16 protein-coding genes are annotated in these 19,080 nt (G+C 62.9%); 8 read left to right on the top strand and 8 right to left on the bottom strand.

Annotated features, from left to right (window positions below; translation table 11 throughout):
* The first annotated feature begins 17 nt into the window (after positions 1–17).
* The 7 genes from waaF to ACK59H_RS17280 are packed head-to-tail and all read left to right on the top strand — an operon-like array spanning position 18 to position 6,978.
* Positions 18–1,067 (top strand): lipopolysaccharide heptosyltransferase II, encoded by a 1,050-nt coding sequence (gene waaF, locus ACK59H_RS17310; RefSeq protein WP_060477413.1) that lies wholly within the window; start codon positions 18–20, stop codon positions 1,065–1,067.
* A complete protein-coding gene (waaC, locus tag ACK59H_RS17305) occupies positions 1,068–2,126 on the top strand; it encodes a lipopolysaccharide heptosyltransferase I (RefSeq protein WP_409264670.1) in 1,059 nt (352 codons plus the stop codon).
* Complete coding sequence (locus ACK59H_RS17300) at positions 2,126–3,250, top strand: glycosyltransferase family 4 protein (protein ID WP_207937670.1); 1,125 nt, start codon at positions 2,126–2,128, stop codon at positions 3,248–3,250. Before waaC ends, ACK59H_RS17300 begins: the two co-directional genes overlap by 1 nt.
* Positions 3,247–4,053 (top strand): lipopolysaccharide core heptose(I) kinase RfaP, encoded by an 807-nt coding sequence (rfaP, locus tag ACK59H_RS17295; RefSeq protein ID WP_060477416.1) that lies wholly within the window; start codon positions 3,247–3,249, stop codon positions 4,051–4,053. Before ACK59H_RS17300 ends, rfaP begins: the two co-directional genes overlap by 4 nt.
* Positions 4,053–4,787, top strand: coding sequence for a lipopolysaccharide kinase InaA family protein (locus ACK59H_RS17290; protein WP_397468673.1), 735 nt, complete (start codon positions 4,053–4,055; stop codon positions 4,785–4,787). Before rfaP ends, ACK59H_RS17290 begins: the two co-directional genes overlap by 1 nt.
* A complete protein-coding gene (locus ACK59H_RS17285; protein ID WP_186478600.1) occupies positions 4,784–5,536 on the top strand; it encodes a lipopolysaccharide kinase InaA family protein in 753 nt (250 codons plus the stop codon). The genes ACK59H_RS17290 and ACK59H_RS17285 overlap by 4 nt, the downstream gene beginning before the upstream one ends.
* Positions 5,536–6,978: a lipopolysaccharide kinase InaA family protein gene (locus ACK59H_RS17280; protein WP_409264669.1), complete on the top strand. Its 1,443-nt coding sequence runs from the start codon at positions 5,536–5,538 to the stop codon at positions 6,976–6,978. The genes ACK59H_RS17285 and ACK59H_RS17280 overlap by 1 nt, the downstream gene beginning before the upstream one ends.
* Here ACK59H_RS17280 and ACK59H_RS17275 read toward each other — a convergent pair.
* From ACK59H_RS17275 to ACK59H_RS17240, 8 genes are all read right to left on the bottom strand, one after another.
* Positions 6,939–9,743, bottom strand: coding sequence for a dermonecrotic toxin domain-containing protein (locus ACK59H_RS17275; RefSeq protein ID WP_060477420.1), 2,805 nt, complete (start codon positions 9,741–9,743; stop codon positions 6,939–6,941). The genes ACK59H_RS17280 and ACK59H_RS17275 overlap by 40 nt on opposite strands.
* 71 nt (positions 9,744–9,814) lie before the next feature.
* Positions 9,815–9,988 carry a hypothetical protein gene (locus ACK59H_RS17270; protein ID WP_186478603.1) on the bottom strand — a complete coding sequence of 58 codons (174 nt, stop codon included), beginning with the start codon at positions 9,986–9,988 and terminating at the stop codon, positions 9,815–9,817.
* Positions 9,985–11,097 (bottom strand): PepSY-associated TM helix domain-containing protein, encoded by a 1,113-nt coding sequence (locus ACK59H_RS17265; RefSeq protein ID WP_060477421.1) that lies wholly within the window; start codon positions 11,095–11,097, stop codon positions 9,985–9,987. Before ACK59H_RS17265 ends, ACK59H_RS17270 begins: the two co-directional genes overlap by 4 nt.
* Positions 11,098–11,151: 54 nt before the next feature.
* Positions 11,152–13,587, bottom strand: coding sequence for a TonB-dependent siderophore receptor (locus ACK59H_RS17260; RefSeq protein ID WP_409264668.1), 2,436 nt, complete (start codon positions 13,585–13,587; stop codon positions 11,152–11,154).
* Positions 13,588–13,867: 280 nt separating this feature from the next.
* Complete coding sequence (locus tag ACK59H_RS17255; RefSeq protein WP_060477423.1) at positions 13,868–14,824, bottom strand: FecR family protein; 957 nt, start codon at positions 14,822–14,824, stop codon at positions 13,868–13,870.
* Positions 14,821–15,339, bottom strand: coding sequence for an RNA polymerase sigma factor (locus ACK59H_RS17250; RefSeq protein WP_060477424.1), 519 nt, complete (start codon positions 15,337–15,339; stop codon positions 14,821–14,823). Before ACK59H_RS17250 ends, ACK59H_RS17255 begins: the two co-directional genes overlap by 4 nt.
* A 236-nt stretch (positions 15,340–15,575) precedes the next feature.
* Positions 15,576–16,286, bottom strand: a complete 711-nt coding sequence (locus ACK59H_RS17245) for a PolC-type DNA polymerase III (protein WP_060477425.1) — start codon at positions 16,284–16,286, stop codon at positions 15,576–15,578.
* Positions 16,283–18,220: a DUF294 nucleotidyltransferase-like domain-containing protein gene (locus ACK59H_RS17240; protein ID WP_409264667.1), complete on the bottom strand. Its 1,938-nt coding sequence runs from the start codon at positions 18,218–18,220 to the stop codon at positions 16,283–16,285. Before ACK59H_RS17240 ends, ACK59H_RS17245 begins: the two co-directional genes overlap by 4 nt.
* A 214-nt stretch (positions 18,221–18,434) precedes the next feature.
* On the opposite strand from ACK59H_RS17240, the gene ACK59H_RS17235 reads away from it, so the two are divergent.
* Complete coding sequence (locus ACK59H_RS17235; RefSeq protein WP_060477427.1) at positions 18,435–18,878, top strand: response regulator; 444 nt, start codon at positions 18,435–18,437, stop codon at positions 18,876–18,878.
* Positions 18,879–19,080: the final 202 nt, after the last annotated feature.

Genomic DNA, 19,080 nt, shown 5'->3' with positions numbered 1-19,080 from the left:
GCGTTTCTGGACTAAGCATGAGAATACTGATCATTGGCCCCAGCTGGGTCGGCGACATGGTAATGGCGCAAACCCTGTTCCAGTGCCTGAAACAGCAGCATCCGGACTGCGTGATCGACGTGCTGGCACCTGAGTGGAGCCGGCCGATCCTCGAGCGCATGCCCGAGGTGCGCCAGGCCTTGAGCTTCCCGCTCGGCCACGGCGCGCTAGAGCTGGCAACCCGCCGGCGCATCGGCAAGTCCCTGGCTGGCCAGTACGACCAGGCCATCCTGTTGCCCAACTCCATGAAGTCGGCATTGGTACCGTTCTTTGCCGGCATTGCCAAACGCACGGGCTGGCGCGGTGAAATGCGTTTCGGCCTGCTCAACGACGTGCGCAAGCTGGACAAGGCCCGCTATCCGCTGATGATCGAGCGCTTCATGGCATTGGCCTACGCGCCGGGTGCCGAGTTGCCGCAGCCGTATCCACGGCCACGCCTGCAGATCCAAGCGCAAAGCCGCGAGGCGGCACTGGCCAAGTTCGGCCTGGCGCTGGATCGCCCGTTGCTGGCGCTATGCCCTGGCGCCGAGTTCGGCGAGGCCAAGCGTTGGCCCGCCGAGCACTACGCCACTGTGGCCGAGGCAATGATCCGCCAAGGCTGGCAAGTGTGGCTGTTCGGCTCGAAGAACGACCACCCAGTGGGGGAGCAGATCCGCGAGCGGCTCATTCCAGGGCTGCGGGAAGAGTCGTATAACCTGGCCGGGGAAACCTCGTTGGCCGAGGCCATCGACCTGATGTCCTGCGCCGATGCCGTGGTGTCCAACGACTCGGGGCTGATGCACGTGGCTGCCGCGCTGAACCGCCCGTTGGTCGCGGTGTATGGCTCTACCTCACCAGGCTTTACGCCGCCTTTGGCCGAGCAAGTGGAAGTGGTACGCACCGGCATCGAGTGCAGCCCTTGCTTCGACCGCACCTGCCGCTTCGGCCATTACAACTGCCTGCGCCTACTGGAGCCTGGCAGGGTGATTGCCGCATTGCACAGCCTGGGTGGGCCGAACCTGATCGATGCCGTGGCAGAGGTCGACTAAGTGCGGGTACTGATCATCAAGACCTCGTCGCTGGGTGATGTGATCCACACCTTGCCGGCATTGACCGACTCCGCCCACGCCATCCCTGGCATCCAGTTCGACTGGGTGGTCGAAGAGGGCTTTGCCGAGATCCCCAGCTGGCACCCAGCGGTGGATCAGGTGATTCCCGTGGCCATCCGCCGTTGGCGCAAGAACCTCTGGCAGACGATCAAGAGCGGCGAGTGGAAGGCCTTCAAACAGCGCATGCGCGCACGCAAGTACGACTTGGTGATCGACGCCCAAGGCCTGGTCAAGTCGGCGTGGCTGACCCGCTATGTCAAGGCGCCAGTTGCCGGGCTTGACCGCTATTCAGCCCGCGAAGGCTGGGCCAGCCGCTTCTATGACCGGCCGTTGTCGGTTGCCGTCGGCCAGCATGCGGTGGAGCGGGTGCGCCAGTTGTTCGCCATGGCATTGGCCTACGACCTGCCAGAGGGCATCGGCAACTATGGCCTAGACCTGGATCGCCTGCAGTTGCCTGCGGCTGCGCCCTACGTGGTGTTTCTGCACGGCACCACATGGGCGACCAAGCACTGGCCCGAGGCCTACTGGCGCGAACTGGCTGAACGCCTAGGCAGGCGCAAGCTGCAGGTGCGCCTGCCGTGGGGCAACCCGGCGGAGAAAGCCCGGGCCGAGCGCATCGCCCAAGGCTTGAACAATTGCCAGGTGCTCCCCAAGTTGAACCTTGCCGGGGTCGCCCGCGTGCTGGCGGCGGCTAAAGCGTGTGTGGCGGTGGATACCGGCCTCGGTCACCTGGCCGCGGCACTGGATGTTCCGACCATTTCCCTGTTCGGCCCAACCAACCCGGGCCTTACCGGCGCCTATGGCCGCGTGCAGGTTCACCAGGCCAGCGATTTCCCTTGCGCGCCGTGCCTGCAAAAGAAATGCACCTATAAACCGAGCGCCGAAGATCTGCGCCGGTTCGATCTGAAACGCGAGTGGCCGCTGTGCTTCACTCGCTTGAATCCCGAGCATGTCGCGAGCCGCCTGAGCGCGCTGCTGCTGGCTGAGGATGTTCGTTGATGCAACTGGCTTTCGTGCTTTACAAGTATTTCCCCTTCGGCGGGCTGCAGCGCGATTTCATGCGCATTGCCCTGGAGTGCCAGAAGCGGGGCCACCAGATCCGTGTCTACACGCTGATCTGGGAGGGTGACATTCCGCCAGGCTTTGAAGTGCTGGTGGCGCCGGTCAAGGCGCTCTTCAACCATCGGCGTAACGAGAAACTCACCGCCTGGATGCAAGCGGACCTGGCCAAACGCCCGGTCGACCGCCTGATCGGCTTCAACAAGATGCCGGGGCTGGATGTGTACTACGCCGCCGATGGCTGCTTCGAAGACAAGGCGCAAACCCTGCGCGGTGGGCTGTACCGCCGCTGGGGGCGCTACCGGCATTTCGCCGAGTATGAGCGCGCCGTGTTCGCCAAGGATGCACACACTCAAGTGCTGATGATTTCCGAGGTGCAGCAGCCGCTGTTCATCAAGCACTACGCCACCCCGGTGGAGCGCTTCCATCTGCTGCCGCCTGGCATCTCCCAGGATCGCCGCGCGCCGGCCAACGCCGCCGAAATCCGCGCTGAATTTCGCAAGGAGTTCAACCTTGGCGATGACGACTTGCTGATGGTGCAGATCGGTTCAGGCTTCAAGACCAAGGGCGTCGACCGTAGCCTCAAGGCTCTGGCCGCGCTGCCCTCGGCACTGCGCAAGCGGACCAGGCTGATGGTCATCGGGCAGGACGACCCGAAGGTGTTCCAGCTGCAAAGCGCCACTTTGGGCCTGGGCGAGCAGGTGCAGTTCCTCAAGGGCCGCAGCGACATTCCGCGCTTTTTGCTGGGCGCCGACCTGCTGATTCACCCAGCCTACAACGAGAACACCGGTACGGTGCTGCTCGAAGCGCTGGTGGCTGGCTTGCCGGTACTGGTTTCCAAGGTGTGCGGCTACGCCCACTACATTGCCGAAGCCGACAGTGGCCTGGTGCTGGATGAGCCGTTTGAACAGCAACAGCTCAATGACTACCTCAAGCGCATGCTCGACGATGGGCAGGCCCGCGCCAACTGGTCGCGCAATGGCTTGGCCTTTGCCGACAGCGCCGACCTCTACAGCATGCCGCAGCATGCTGCCGATGTGATTCTGGGGCAGGAGAGCGCATGAAGCTGATACTGGCCGAACCCTTCAAGCAGTTGTGGGCTGGGCGTGACCCTTTCGAAGCCGTGGAGGCACTGCAAGGCGAGGTTTACCGCGAGCTGGAAGGGCGCCGCACGTTGCGTACCGAAGTGGCCGGCGAAGGGTTCTTCGTCAAGATCCACCGCGGCATCGGCTGGGGCGAGATCTTCAAGAACCTGTTCAGCGCCAAGTTGCCGGTGCTCGGTGCGGGCCAGGAATGGCGGGCCATCGAGCGCCTGCACGAGGCAGGCGTGCCGACCATGACTGCCGTGGCTTACGGGGAGCGAGGCAGCAACCCGGCCAGCCAGCATTCGTTCATCATCACCCAGGAGCTGGCGCCGACCATCAGCCTGGAAGACTTCAGCATCGATTGGGTCAAACAACCGCCTGCACCGCGGCTCAAGCGTGCCTTGATCGCTGAGGTGGCGAAGATGACCGGCGGCATGCATCGCGCCGGGGTCAACCACCGTGACTGCTATATCTGCCACTTCCTGCTGCACACTGATCGGCCGGTGACGCCAGAAGACTTCAAACTGTCGGTGATCGACCTGCACCGCGCGCAGACCCGAGCGAAAATCAGCCGCCGCTGGCGCGACAAGGACCTGGCAGCGCTTTACTTCTCGGCGCTGGATATCGGCCTTACGCGGCGCGACAAGCTGCGCTTTCTGCGCGGTTACTTCCAGCGCCCGCTGCGCCAGGTGCTGGCCGAAGAAGCCGCGCTGCTCGGCTGGCTCGAAGCCAAAGCGCAGAAACTCTACGATCGTAAGCAACGCTATGGGGATGCACTCTGATGTCGGGTTGGACACTGGCGCCGGGCTACGAACATCTGGCGTCGGACTTCGGCAGCCTCGATGCGGTGTTCGCTCTGAAGGGCGAGCACCTGACGCGCGACCCGCTGAGCGAGGTCATCCGTGTTGAGCGTGGCGGGGTCAACTATTACGTCAAGCGTTACACTGGCGCGGGCAAGCACATGCGCCGCTATCTGGGCCGGCCCCGTATCAAGGCGGAATGGCAGAACCTCAAGCAGTTCGCCAAGTGGGAGATTCCCACGGCCGAGGTGGTGGCCTGGGGCCTGGAGCGCAAGGGCCTGGCATTCGGCCGAGGGGCCATGATCACCCGTGAACTGCCGCGTACCGAAGACCTGTCGGCGTTGGCCGAGCGCAACGACCCACGCCTGGCCGACCGCGTCTGGGTAGACAAGCTCAGCCGCCAGCTGGCGCGTCACACCCGGGTGATGCATGAGCACCGCTTCGCCCACAACGACTTGAAATGGCGCAACCTGCTGGTCGACGATCTGGGCACGCTGTTCTTCATCGACTGCCCGACCGGCGACTTCTGGCGGGGCTTCATGTGGCGTCATCGCATGATCAAAGACCTGGCCTGCCTGGACAAGGTAGCCAAGTATCACCTGACGGCCACTCAGCGCCTGCGTTTCTATCTGCAATACCGTGGGCGCCGACGCCTGACTGCGCGCGACAAGCGCCGCATTCGTCAGGTGCTGAGCTTTTTCGAGGGAAGGGAATGACCGATTACCTGGCCAGCGCGGACCTTGCGTTGCTCAAACGCCATGGCTTGAATGACTTCGAGGCGTTGTGGGCTTTGCAGCTGGAAGCCGTGGACGAACCCAATACCGGCCGCGGAGGCTGGAGCAGCGTCTATCGCCTGGAGCTCGAAGGCAAAGGCTATTACCTCAAGCGCCAGAGCAATTACCTGACCCGTACTTTGCATCGACCGTTCGGCGAACCGACCTTCGCCCGCGAATTTCGCAACATCAGCCGCTACCAAAAGCTGCACATTCCTGCCTTGCAGGCGGTGTACTACGGCGAGCGTAAGCACAATGGCGAGCACCGGGCGATCTTGATGACCCGTGCGCTGGACGAGTGGCGTGACCTCGAAAGCCTGCTGGGCCAGTGGTCGCAGCTCGATGAAGTGGCTCAGGCCGGCATTCTCAAGGCCTGTGGCCAACTTGCGCGCACCCTGCATGGTGCCGGCCAGGTTCATGGTTGCTTCTATCCCAAGCACATCTTCCTGCGCCAGCGCCGCGAGGGTTGGGAAGCGCAGTTGATCGACCTGGAAAAGACCCGGCCCTTGCTGTTCGGCATGCGTGATCGCCTGCGTGATCTGGAACCACTGCTGCGCCGGGCTACGGTCTGGGGGGCAGCCGAGGTGCGCCAGTTGCTCGCCGCCTACCTGCAACAACCTGCCGAAAGCCCTTTGGTTGGCACCTGGCTGCAACGCCTGACGCTACGCCGTCGTGAAAAAGAGGCTCGCTGATGCGTTTGTCTGAACTCAAAGCGGCTGGGCGCAGCCCGTCGCTGCCCCTGAACATTACCCTGGCCGATGCCGCCGGGACGGCTGACCTGCAGTTACTGAGCCTGCTGCGCGTGCTGCCTGGGCAGCGTTACGTGGGCGCAGGCGTGTGGCGCGGCATTCCGGTGCTGGCCAAGCTGCTGGTTGGTGGCAACGCTGCGCGGCATTTTCAGCGCGAACTCGATGGCGTGAAACTGTTGGCCAAACAGGGCTTGACCACGCCGCGTCTGCTGGCCGATGGCCTTACCGAGGGTGAGGGTGGCTGGTTGCTGTTCGAATTCCTGGACGGCGCTGAAAGCCTGGCCGATGCCTGGGCCGCGGTGCAGCACTTGCCAGTGCTGGCTGACGAGCAGCAGGCGGTGCTGGGCGAAGCCCTTGGCGCTGTGGCACAGATGCATGCCAAAGGCCTGTGGCAGGAAGACCTGCACCTGGATAACCTGCTGCGCCACGGCGGCAAGCTTTATTTGATCGACGGCGCCGGGATCAAGGCCGAAACGCCAGGCCAACAGCTTTCACGCCCTCGCGTTCTGGAAAACCTCGGGGTGTTTTTCGCGCAGTTACCCAAGCGCCTGGAGCCGTTCCTCGAGGAGCTGCTGGTGCATTACCTGCTAGCCAACGCCGAGCATGCCCTGCCGCTGGAAGCGTTGCAGAAGCAGGTGGACAAGGTGCGCAACTGGCGGCAGAAGGACTACCTGGAAAAAGCCGGTCGCGAGTGCAGCCTGTTCAGTGTGCAACGCAGCCTTTCGGGCCTGCAGGCGATCCGCCGCGAAGAAGTGGATGCCATGCTGCCGGTATTGGCGCAGGCCGATGAGCTCATCGACCAGGGCCATTTGTACAAAACCGGTGGTGCAGCCAGCGTCGCCCGTATCGAGATCAACGGCCGCAAGCTGGTGCTCAAGCGCTACAACATCAAGAACACCGCCCATTGGTTCAAGCGTTTCTGGCGCCCGAGCCGGGCCTGGCACTCGTGGATCGAAGGCAATCGCCTGGCATTTCTCGACATCGCCACGCCCCGCCCGTTGGCGGTACTGGAGCAACGTGTGCTGGGCCTGCGCAGCCGTGCCTATCTGGTTACCGAGTACGTCGATGGGCCCGACCTGACGGCATGCTTTGCGCCCTATGTGGATAACGGCGATGCGCCCGATGATCAGGTCGATGCTCTGGTTCGGCTGATGCACCAGCTGATTCGTGAACGCATCAGCCATGGTGATTTCAAGGGGCACAACCTGTTCTGGGACAAGGGCCAATGGTCGTTGATCGACCTGGACGCCATGTGCCAACACGCCACCCAGCTCAGCTTCGCCTCGGCCTTTGCCCGTGACCGAGCAAGGCTATTGCGCAACTGGCCCAGTGGCAGTGGCTTGCATCAGCGGCTTGAGCGGCTGCTGCCTAAACTGGCCGAGTAAGCCTCGGGCAGGGCAAGCCAGTCACTGCTGCGCCCGGCTTGGCGCACCCGAATGCGCCATTGGCTGTCCTGCCAGCGCAGCACGGCCCAAGGGGTGACCCCGGCGTTCTCGGCGCCCGGTATCGGCAGGTGATACAGGTTGGGCAGCAGGTGGCGGCGTAGCGGCAGCTGACCGGCGGTGGTCTGCAGATACAGCTGCTCTTGGGTGCTGAACAAGCCGTTGGCCTCCCCGGTAGCGACGCCGTTCAAGGGCTGCTGCAGGCGGCAATCGCCCAGCAGCCGCGTCAGATCCGGCAGGCCGTCGTACCACAGCAGCGGTGAGTCGATCACCCACTCACCATTAGCCAGGCGCTTGACGGGCTGTGTCAGGTAGGCGTCCGGCCTGGCAGGGTCGATCGCGCCCCAGCGCCGGCCGTCGAAAGTAACCCTGTAATAACGCCCTTGGGCATCCTGTATGAAATATTCGGACAACCCTTCGATGGCCGACTCTTTCTCGTACACCTGTTCGCCGTATACACCCTCGATGTGATAGCGCAGATTGCTCGTTGCAGGGGTTACGCTGAAACGCAGCGGTAGTGGCAACGGCGGCTGCTTGGGCATGCCGCGCAATACCCGACGCATCAACCCGGTGCTGGCCAGGCTGGTACCGGCATCGTTGAGGTGGCTAAGGGCGTTGTAGGCTTGGCTGAGTACGGCGTTCAAGTCATCCTCGTGGTAGGCCTGTACGCCATTCCAGATTTCCAGCGCCATGCGCCCCAGTGCCAGCGGAATCATGACCCTGGATGGCAGGAACATGCTGATCAGGTCGAGCATGGTCCAGCCCAATTTCAGCGCTTGCTCGATATCAACTTCGCCGGTGCTGTGGCTGTGGGCATCGGCAGTGGCCAGTGCAGCACGCACCTCAGCCATGTAGCAGGCATGGAACAGGTCGTCTTCGATGGCCGGAGTGCTCAACGCTTTGCTCAGTTGCCCCTTGACCAGCAGGGTTTGGACCTGTGTGGCGGGCAGTAGCGGCAGGCGCTGGGCCATGTAGTCACGCAGCCGCGGCTTGCTTCGCAGCATCCGCAGCAGGGCGCGTGGGCTGGCGAATGACCGCCAGGCGCGGCGGTCGGGTGCGCTCGGCGTATAAAGCACGAAGCTTGAGTCGTTGGCCGATTCGCTGGCAAGCAGCAACAAGCCCTGGGCGGTATGGCCTTCGATCAGCACCTGCCGGGCCACTACCTTGTGCCCATCCACCTTGGGCCGCAGCGCGTTGTGCGGCTGTGCCAGCACCTGTTGCACCCAGCGGTAATGGCGTTCCGACCAGTCGCTGCTCAAGTGCCCGGCGTAGCGTGCTTTGGCTACCTCGGCGCGCATGCGTGCGCGGTTGACCTTGCTGTGAGCCAGCAGGCGCCAGCGCCCCAGCGGGGTATCGAGCAACTGCGTGCGTAGATAGCTGGCGTAACCGTCCCCAACGTTCAGCTGCCGAACCAACGCTTTGATATAGCCCGGATTGAGTTCGGCCGGCAGAGGCGTGCTCCCGGTCGTGGTCACCCGTGCAGTGAGCCAATAGTCGAAGTCGAACCATGCCACGTTGCGTACCGCCAGTTCATCCAGGGTGTAACTTGTGCGGTAGGCCTCGATCAACTCCCCTCCCACTCGTTCGAAACCTCGCCAGGTCACATGGGCGGAGGGCTGTAACGGGTTCAGCCAAGGCCCGGTCTGGCGGGTATGCGTAACATGCACGTAAATGCTCGAAGGCTGCGCGAGCAGGCCCAGGTCGTTGCGCAGACGCTCCTGCACCCGCTGGCTGGCCCAGTGCCGCAAGGTATCGTGGTGCTGAAACTGCCTGAGGGTCAGGATGCCGGGCGCGGCGACTTGCTCACCGATGGCCACCAATTCCTGCATACCTTGCATGATGTGCGCGAGCGCCTGAGGGGTTGCTGAGCTGAGCCAGTTGGGCAGGTTCTTTTCCAGCAGCGCCGCGTAGCGGGTATCGAGCAGAGCCTTGCTCCCGGCCTGCGTTTGCAGTGCCAAAGCCTCGCTCAGCGTCTGCGCAGCTTGTTCCGGGCTGGCATCCTGCAGCGCCGGCCAGGCCTGGTTCAGGCGCAGACGCTGGCTGGCGAGCAATTGTTCGACCTGTGCCTGCAGCGGGTCGTCGGCGTACCACTCGTAGCGCAAGCGATCGGCTTGGCGGGCGTTTTCGATCTGGCTTGGCTCGACCAGCAGGTGCAGCAATGGGCCGCCCTGAAGCGGGTCATCCAGGCGCTCGCACAACTCCTGGTGCAGGGCCTGCAGCGATGGATAGCTCTCCAGGCCTTGGGCCAGGCCCCAGAGCAACACCGGGCCGGTTACCTGCTGGGCTTGAAGGTCTTGCCCTTCGGGCTGACCGGTGGCGATCACGAATAGGCCGGGTAACGCGGCCCGCCATGCTGGGCGGGAGCGGGCGAGTATCGGCCTATAAGCTTGGGCACGCCCCGCCAGGGGTTGGTGGTGGCGCTGCCACGCGTAAGGCAGGTCAAGGAACACACTAAGGGTGGTGGCCAGTTCTACGCTCAAGGTCTGATCGGCCACGCGCAGGTCCGCTTCGGCGTGCATCATCGCCCGGCGTATGTCGGCCAGGCGCGTGCTGCGTGAACGGCCCTGGCCGTCGGTGGCCGCCCAGAAGGCGGCCAGTTCGCCATGCAGCTGCTGGCGCGAAGGCAGTGGCACGCTGGCCACGGGCATCGTCGCCAGTAGCGCCAGCACCTGGCTGTGAAGAAATTCGATACGTTGCAGGGGTAGCATGGTCCGCTCCGGGTGTCTGGAAGCGGGCATGCTGCCCTGGGCCTGCGCAGGCCATGGGGTAATCCGCTACCTCAGCGAATCATGGCGCGCAGGCTCAAGGCTGCCGGCAGGCCAAGGCCCAGCCAGGCGAGCATGTCCCAGGCGCCGTCACCCAACAGTGCGGCGAACAGGCCCAGCGCACACAACAAGGCGATGGCGGCGGGCCAGAGAAAGATCCTGGCGGTGGAGCGCGATCGGTGGCTCATGCCTTGGCCTCCCTGGTGCGACGATGCTTGCCCAACCATAGGTACAGGCCACTGCCGAGCACGATGATGGTCAACCCATCGAGCACGGCCCAGAGTATCTGCATGGGCCGCCCGCCATAGTCACCGAAGTGCAAAGGCTGCGACAGGCCCATGGCATCCATGTACCAAGGGCGCTCACCGACGGCGGTGACTTGCAGCGTGCGGGCATCGATCAGCACCGGCGTCAGCAGGTGCGAGGTCAGGTGCGTGGCGCCTTTCATGAATACGGCGTAATGATGCTCGCTGGAAAAACGGGTGCCGGGGAAGGCGATGAAATCCGCACGCATACCTGGTGCCGCTCGCTCGGCGATGCTCAGCAGCGCTGTGGCCGGGGCGCGCTCGGTCAGTGTTGGGGCATCCTGGTAGGGCGCAACCATCGCAGCCAGGCTGTCATTGCGCCAGGCGGCGATGACCAGGTCGGACAGCGCACTGATCACGCCGGTCACGCCCACGGTCAATGCCCAGGCCAGGGTGACTACGCCGATCAGGTTGTGCAGGTCAAGCCAGCGCAGGCGGCGGGACTTGTCGTGACGCACGGTGGCGAAATCCAAGCGGCGCATGAACGGCGCATAGAGCACCGTGCCCGACACGATCGCGACGATGAACAGCACTCCCATGAAGGCCAGCAGCAGTTTGCCTGGCAGCCCTGCGAACATGTCTACGTGCAGGCGCAGCATGAGCATCATGAAGCCGCCGTTTGCGGCGGGCATCGCCACCGGTTCGCCGGTGCGGGCGTCGAGCATGAAGGTATGCGACGAATTGGGTTCGGTGCCGGCCGTGGCGGCGGTGATCGTGAGCACGCCGTTTGGCTCGTCTTCGTCGAAGCCTAGGTACTGAACGACTTCGCCTGGCCGGTATTTCTGGGCTTCGATGACCAGCTGTTGCAGGTCCAGGTGCGCAGTGCCTGCCGGCATCTGGCGGAGTTGGGCAGCGTCACCGAGCAGGTGTTCGAGTTCGTGGTGGAAGATCAGGGGTAGGCCGGTCAGCGCCAGCAACAGCAGGAACAGGGTACAGACCAGGCTGCTCCAGGTATGGATCATCGACCAGCGGCGGATGGTGGGGCTTTTCATCACGGTACCGAATCATGTCTGTTGGAACCGGGGCCGGCGAGCGGCCCCCTTCACTCAGAACTTGTAGGAAGCGCTGGCGACGACGCTGCGCTCATCGCCGTAGTAGCAATAGTAAGAGTCACAGGTCGAGAGGTAGTCCTTGTTGAACAGGTTGGTCGCATTGACCGCCACCGACGCGCCTTTGAAGCTGTTGCTCAGACGCCCCAGGTCGTAATGTACCGAGGCATCGAACACCGTGTAGGCATTGGCCTTGCCCAGGTAGGTATTGGCCTGGTCTCCATAGGTATTACCGGTGTAGCGTGCACCACCGCCAATGCCGAAGCCGTCCAGTACGCCGCTGTGCCAGGTGTAGTCGGCCCACAACGAGGCTTGCTGGTTGGGCATCAGTTGCAGGCGGTTGCCTTTGTACAGACCATCCTGCACTTCTGATTTGGCCAGGGTGTAGGCGGCGGTCAGTTTGAGGTTTTCGCTGACGTCGGATACTGCTTCCAGTTCCAGGCCATGAACCTTGACCTCGCCGGTCTGGCTGGTGATGGTCACGTTGCCAACATTGTTGGTGACCGAGACGTTTTTCTGCGTCAGGTCATACACGGCTGCCGACAATAGGGTATTGGAGCCCGGTGGCTGGTACTTGATACCCAGCTCCCACTGCTTGCCTTCGGTCGGTTTGAACGAGTCGGTGGCAGATACGGCGGCGTTGCTGGCTGGCTGGAACGACTCTGCATAGGACAGATAGGGCACCAAGCCCGAGTCGAACACGTAGCTGATGGCCGCGTTGGCGCTGAACTTCTTGTCTCTTTCGGTACTGGTGGCATCACCCTGATTGAAGAACTTGGTGCCGGTGTGCACCCAATCTTCGCGACCGCCCAAGGTCAGGCGCCAGTTGCCCAATGCCATTTGATCCTGAGCATAAAGACCAGTCTGACGGGTCTTTTGGTCGTAATCGTAGAAGGCGGTCGAACGATCCGGGCGCGTGATCGGCAAACCATATTCGGGTTTATTGACGTTGACACTCGGTGCCGTGCCGAAGATTGCCAGGTAATTGGTATTGATGCGTTGGTGATCCAGGCCGATCAACAGAGTGTGGCTTATCGCGCCGGTGCTGAAGTCTGCTTGGAAGTTGTTATCGACCGCAAATTGGCTGATGTCTTCATCGACATTGGTGGTACCGCGACCAATGTTGCCGTCAGCGTCCAACTCGTAGCCTGGAAGCCCTGGGATGTAGCTATTGACGGTCACAGCCTGGAACGCCAAGTCTGATTTGGTGTAGCGCAGATTCTGGCGGAACTGCCAAACATCGTTGATGCGATGTTCGAATGCATAGCCCAGCGCGTAGTAGGTACGGTCGTAGAACTCGTAGTTCGGATCGCCCAGGTTCTTGTGGTGTGAAACCTTGCCGAACGCGGAGTCGAGCTTGGTGCCCTGGATAGGATGGAACTGGCTGGTAACGCCGGTATCGTCACGGGTGAACTGGCTCAGCAGTGTCAGTGAAGTGTCTTCGTCGATATTCCAGGTCAGGCTCGGGGCGATGTTGTAGCGTTTGTCGTCGACATGGTCGATCTGCGTGCCGCCATCGCGCACCACGCCGCTTACGCCATACAGCAAGCGTCCTTCCTCATCGACCTTGCCGGTGCTGGCGAAGTTGATCTGGCGGTGGTTGTCGCTGCCATACTGCACTTCGATTTCGTGGGCGCTTTGGGCTTGCGGGCGGCGGCTGACCATGTCCAGCAGGCCGCCGGGCGGGGTTTGGCCATACAGCGAGGAAGCCGGGCCACGCAGCAGGGCCAGCCGGTCGAGGTTCCAGGTTTCAGCCTTCGGGTTGGCATACACACCACGTGGCAGCGGCAGGCCGTCGAGGAACTGGGTTGGCTCGAAGCCACGCACGCGCATCCAGTCATAGCGGGTATCACTGCCGAAACTGGCCGAGACGATCCCAGGCATGTAGCGCACGGCATCATCCAGGCTGTGCACGCCGCGGTCGTTCATCTGTTGGCGGGTGGCCACCGAGATCGAGCGTGGTACTTCCACCAATGCAGTATCGGTCTTGGTGCCGGCTGCGGTGCGTTTGGCCAGGTAACCCTCGACCGGGCCCCAAGCGCTTTCGAATGTGCTGGCGGCGTTCACCGTGGTTTCCGGTAGAGCCAGTGTGCCGTCTGGTGCAGCGATCAGGCTGTAGCTGCCCACGCTGCTTTGCTGCAGCTGCAAACCGGTGCCAAGCAGGGCTGCCTGCAAGGCGCCAAGGGCATCGTACTGGCCCTTGACCGGGGCCGATGTTCGGCCGCTGACCAATGCTGGGTCGATGGCCAGGGCGATGCCCGACTGGCTGGCGATCTGGTTCAAGGTGCTGGCCAACGGTGCGGCGGGCAGGTTGTAGGCGCGGGGGCCGGACTGCTCGGCGGCGAACAGGACGGTACTGGACAATGGTGCAGCCAGGGCGATGGCCAGGGCTATCAGGCTGGGACGCAGGATGCGATCAACGGCACGAGACATGCAGCGGTTCCTCGACGGATAAGAGCTAACTGCATCCTTGCCGAGCGAAACTCCAGAAGTGATAGGGGCAATCGGAAAAATAGTGAGAATTATTTGAATCTACGTTTTCTGCGCGGCCCTTTTGCGGCTATTCCTGCTTGCTCAGGTTGAAGTTGATCTGAAGAGCCTTTGCTCGGAGCGGGTTCACCCGCGATGAGGTTGACACTGGCAGGCAGGGCATTCACCCCATACTGCAATGCTCTGCGGGGCGGCGGGTTGACGCGAACTAACCCTTACCGGTTCACTTGGGCACGATCTTCACCCACCAAGGCGTGTGCCGCTCGATCCTCACCGGCAGCGCCGGCAGCAGGGAGGCCAGCGCCAGGTCGGTATCGGCCAGCGGGAAACTGCCGGTTACGCGCAGGTCTGCCACTTCATCGGCCACCCCCAGGTGGCCGCTGCGATAGCGGCCAAGCTGTTCGACCAGCTCGGCCAGCCGTACGTTATCCACCACCAGCATGCCACGGGTCCAGGCATCGGCCCCCGCGGGCACTGGGCTTACGCGGCCCAAGCCATCCTTGCCCATCAGTACTTGCTGGCCAGCGTTGAGCACCTGTTCATCGCCGCTATTGCGCGCCATGGCGGCCACCGATGCCTGCAGTACCTCCAGGCGCGTGCCAGCGCCTTCACGGCGCACCAGGAAGCGTGTGCCCAGTGGCCGCAGGCGACCATGCTCAGTACGCACCAACAGCGGGCGCGGGTCGCCATGGCCGGTTTCGACCGAAATTTCGCCTTGATGCAACACGATCAGGCGTTGCTCGCCGTGGTAGTCGATATCGACCGCGCTGTGACTGTTCAGGCTCAGCAGCGTACCGTCCGCCAGGCGCAAGGTACGTACCTCGCCTGTGGCGGTACGCTGGTCGGCCAGCCAGTAACTGGGCGCCAATGACGGGATGCCGACCCATGCCAGTAACGCGCCGAGCAGAACCATCCCGGCCAGCCCACTGCCGACCTTGCCGATGCGCCGACGCAGCCCGGCACGTGACTGTATCAGCGCCTGGCGTGCCGGGCCTGCGGCTGCGCTGACGCGCTGGTCCATGGCGCCCAGTTGCCGCCAGGCGCGGGCGTGCTCCTCGCTTGCGGCATGCCAGCGGATGAACGCGCAGGGCAGGTCTTGTGTGCCGCTGGCGTTGTCCAGGCGCATTTTCCAGGCGATGGCGGCTTCCAGTACTTGGGATGAAACCGGTGCGTTGTTCACGTGGGCTCCCCATACAGGGCCACGTAGCACTGGCGCATACCTTGGGCGATGTACTGGCGCACGCGCGATACCGACACACCCAGGCGCTCGGCAATTTCGGCATGGGCCATGCCATCCAGGCGATTGTGCAGGAATGCCGCGCGAGCTTTGCTCGACAGCTTGCCAAGCAGACGGTCGATGGCTTTGAGGTCTTCGAGAATCAGATGCTGCAGTTCCGGGGACGGCTGTTCGGCCTCGGGTAACTGCGCAAGCTCCGACAGGTAAGCCTGCTCCAGCGCTGCGCGGCGGAAATGGTCGAACATCAGGCCTTTGGCCACAGCGGCGAGAAACGCTCTCGGCTCGCGCGGGGTTTGCAGTTGTTCGCGACCGAGCAGGCGCACGAACGTGTCCTGGCTTAGGTCTTCGGCCCGTTGACGGCAAGCCAGGTTGCGCTGCAGCCATGCATGCAGCCAGCCGCGGTGATCGCGATACAGCGATCCAATCAGCTCGGTGTGTGGGCTGTGGGCAGGTGGCATGCAGCGTCCCCCGGAACGAATGCATTAACTAACGATAATTATTCGCGATTGTTGCAGAGGCGATGGGTGGGGTGCAATGGACGCTTATCGGATTGCCATCATTGGTTTACAGGTTCGTCTGTGCTGGGCCATGGGCGGGTGAACCCACTCCCAAGTAGACAGCGCAGGACTGGAGGTTGATGCCTGCTTGTGGGCAGGGTTTGACCGCGCACAGGCCGACACAGAACTATGCACCTTCACATGCCATGGATGTTGGCTTTACGCCGCCTCCAGCCAGCAAGCCGCTGTTCCAGCTGCACGGGGCTGTCGAGCTGCTGGCGACGGGCCTGGCTGAAAAGGATCAGCGCAAGCTCCGCTGTGACCTGCGCGTCGGCGCTGGCATGGTGGCGCTCGTCCACCTGCAGGCCAAAGCGCGACACCCAGTCGTCCAGCCCTGCCTCGCGCATAACGGTATCGGGGTTGAGCATCGGTGCCAGTTCCGCTACGTCGAGAAACGGCAATTGCAAGCGATAGCCCAGGCTTTCCCGTAGCGCACGCGCCAGCATGCGCTGATCGAACGGCGCATGGAATGCCAGCACTGGGCTGTCGCCGATGAACTCCAGCAGATCGAGCAAGGCTTCGGCAGGGTCGCAGCCAGCGGCCAGGGCACTTGGCCCCAAGCCGTGGATCAGCACACTGGCGTTGGTTTTCTGCTCAGGGCGGTGCAGGGTGCGCTCGAACTGCTGGGCAAAATCGATGGCCCCGTCGTCGATGGCCACGGCGCCGATCGACAGCACCTGGTCACGATTGGTGTTCAGGCCGCTGGTCTCAAGGTCGAGCACCACCCAACGTTGCTCGCGCAGCGTGCAGACCCCCAGTGGCTTGGCTTTGGGCAGCCGTGCCAGGCGCTGGCGCAGGGCCTCATCGAGCATGGGCGCGGCGGGGCGCAACCAGGTGAACAGGCTCATAACTGATACCGCAAGGCCAGGCTGCTCTGCAGGCGTTGGGCCTGGCGCAGGGATTCGCGCAGGATGCGCCGGTCCAGGTGGTTGAGGCTGTCTGGATCGAGGCGGTTGGAGTAGGGCAGGTTTCCGCGGCTCTGGCGTTGGTGTTGCTGCATGCGAGTTTGTTGAATGAAATGGTAGGCCTCTTCGTAAGCGGCGCCGTCGAGGGCGTCGATCACACCGCTGGCAACCAACTGGCGAAGACGCTCCACTGTATTGCAGGTGCCAATGCCATTGGCCAGGGCTAGCAGGCGAGCGCCATCGACGAAGGGTGTCAGGCCTTGAACCTTGAGGTCCAGGGTGGCGGCTTTGTCGTTGCCCTGACGGGTCAGTACGAACTCGCGAAGGCGGCCCACCGGGGGGCGCTGGCGCAGCGCGTTATCGGCCAGCATGCGCTGGAATATACGGTTCTCTGCCACCTGATCCAGTAGTTGCCGGCGCAGTTGTTCAGCGCCTTGCTCATCGCCCCAGACCACGCGCAGGTCGAAGTAGATGCTCGATTCCAGCAGGTTTTGCGGGCTGGCCTCGCGCACGAAGCCAGCGAAGCGCCGTGCCCACTGCATGCGCGACAGGCATAGCTCTGGGTTGCCGGCCATGACGTTGCCCTTGCACAGGGTGAAGCCGCACTGGGCCAGGCACTGATTGATGTACTGCGCCAAAGGCAACAGGCGTGCGCGAAGGGTGTCGGCTTCGTTGTCGTCAGTAGCTTCGAAGAGAATGCCGTTGTCCTGGTCAGTGTGCAGGGTCTGCTCGCGGCGCCCTTCGCTGCCAAAGCACAGCCAGCTGAACGGCACACCGGGGTCGCCGCGCTCGGCAATGGCCAGCTCGATCACCCGGCACACCGTGTGGTCGTTGAGCAGGGTGATGATCTGGGTGATCTGGGTGGATGAGGCGCCGTGGGCGAGCATGCGCTCGACCAGTTGGCCTATATCGCCGCGCAGCTGTATCAGCGCATCAAGGCGCGGCGCATGGCGGATGGTACGCGCCAGATGCACCAGGTCGACCCGCTGCAGGGAGAACAAGTCGCGCTCCGACACCACCCCGCACAGGCGGCCGTTCTCGACCAGGCAGACGTGCGCGATGTGCCGTTCGGTCATTGCCATGGCGCCATCGAAGGCGCTGGCCTTGGGGCTCAGGAAAAACGGCTTGGCCGTCATGTGCCGCTCGATCGGTACGCCCAGCTCGGCATCGGCGGCGGCTACCACCTGGCGCAGGTCACGCAGGGTGAAAATGCCCACGGGATAACGCGCTTGGTCGATCACCACGATGCTGCCCACCTGCTGTTCATGCATCAGCCGCACGGCCTCGCGCAGCGGCGTACCAGGGGTGCACACCACTGGGTGACGCATGGCCAGTTCGCCCAGGGGGGTATTGAGCGAGTACTGGGTGCCGAGCGTTTGCACGGCGCGCTGGCGCACTTGCTGGTTGACCTGATCGAGCAGGCTGCTGACGCCGCGCAGGGCAAAATCGCGAAACACCTCCGACATTGAGAACACGCGAATGAACGCAGCCTTGTTCAGTTGCAGGCAAAAGGTGTCTTCACCTGCCAGGTGTTCGGTGCGCGTCGCTCGCTCGCCCAGTAGCGCCGCCAGGGGGAAACATTCGCCGCTGGTGATTTCGAAGGTGGTTTCCACTCCGGGCTTGACCAGGTGCTGGCGCTCGCCAACCACACGCCCTTGTTTGACGATATAGAAATGCTCGACGGGGCCGTCGGCCGGTTTGATGATGCTTTCGCCGCTGGCATAGAAGCGCAGCTGGCATTGTTCCACCAGAAACGCCAGGTGGCTCTGCTCCATCTGATTGAAGGGTGGGAAACGCTGCAGGAACTGCAAGGTGCCTTGGATATTCTGCAGTACTGCCGTTCTACCCGCCTGGCTGTAGGCATCCTTTTTACTCATGACGCTGACCGTATCGCTGCGCCGGACTATATATATCTATATATAGGTGCCGACCTTGTTGTTCTTGGCCCCCATGGTCGGCTCGCAGCGTTGCGGTGCCCATTGGACGTAAGTCTAGTGAGCAGAGTGTGTCAAAACGCCGACGAAAGGCGAGCCTAGTTACGCGGTTTTTGCGGTCCTAACGATTGAGCGGGATTTTTTTGACGAGACGACCATGGTTGAGCATGACGACATCCTGAGCGACGCCGAACGAGAGGCATTGGCCGTGGTGAGTGCGCCGGTAGCGGCCAGTCCGGTGGTGCTTATCGTCGATGACAACGCGGTCAACAGCGAGGCGCTGAAGTTGTACCTCAAAAGCCGGGGCATCGAGTGCATGACGGCTGACGGCGCCCAGGAGGCGATGCTCAAGCTGCATTACGAGCCGCGTATCGCGCTGATGATCACTGACCTGCGCATGCAACCCAGTGATGGGCTGGAGTTGATCCGCCAGGTGCGTGAGTCGGAGCGCGCGGCGCTGTCGATCATCGTGGTGTCGGGCGACACCGATGTAAAAGAGGCGGTCGACGTGATGCACCTGGGGGTAGTGGACTTTTTGTTGAAACCAGTGGATTTGGGGAAATTGCTGGGGTTGGTGAAGAAAGAACTCAAGCTTGAGTGACGCAGCACAAAGGGCCGCATTGCGTAGTTAAGCCTAGAGGCTCGGGTTGGGCTCTTCGGTGGGGCGTAGATCGAGCGCCGCCCGCGCGGCGCATCGCGAGCTGCGCTCGCTCCTACGTTTGTTTCGGGCCAGTAACGCCTGTGGCAGACGCGCGCGACCGCCTTGTTTGTACGACGCGATATTGCGCCATGCACCAAGGCGT

The sequence above is a fragment of the Pseudomonas sp. KCJK9000 genome (assembly GCF_046230725.1).
Classification (GTDB): Bacteria; Pseudomonadota; Gammaproteobacteria; order Pseudomonadales; family Pseudomonadaceae; genus Aquipseudomonas; species Aquipseudomonas promysalinigenes.
This window is presented reverse-complemented; position numbering and strand designations above follow the sequence as displayed.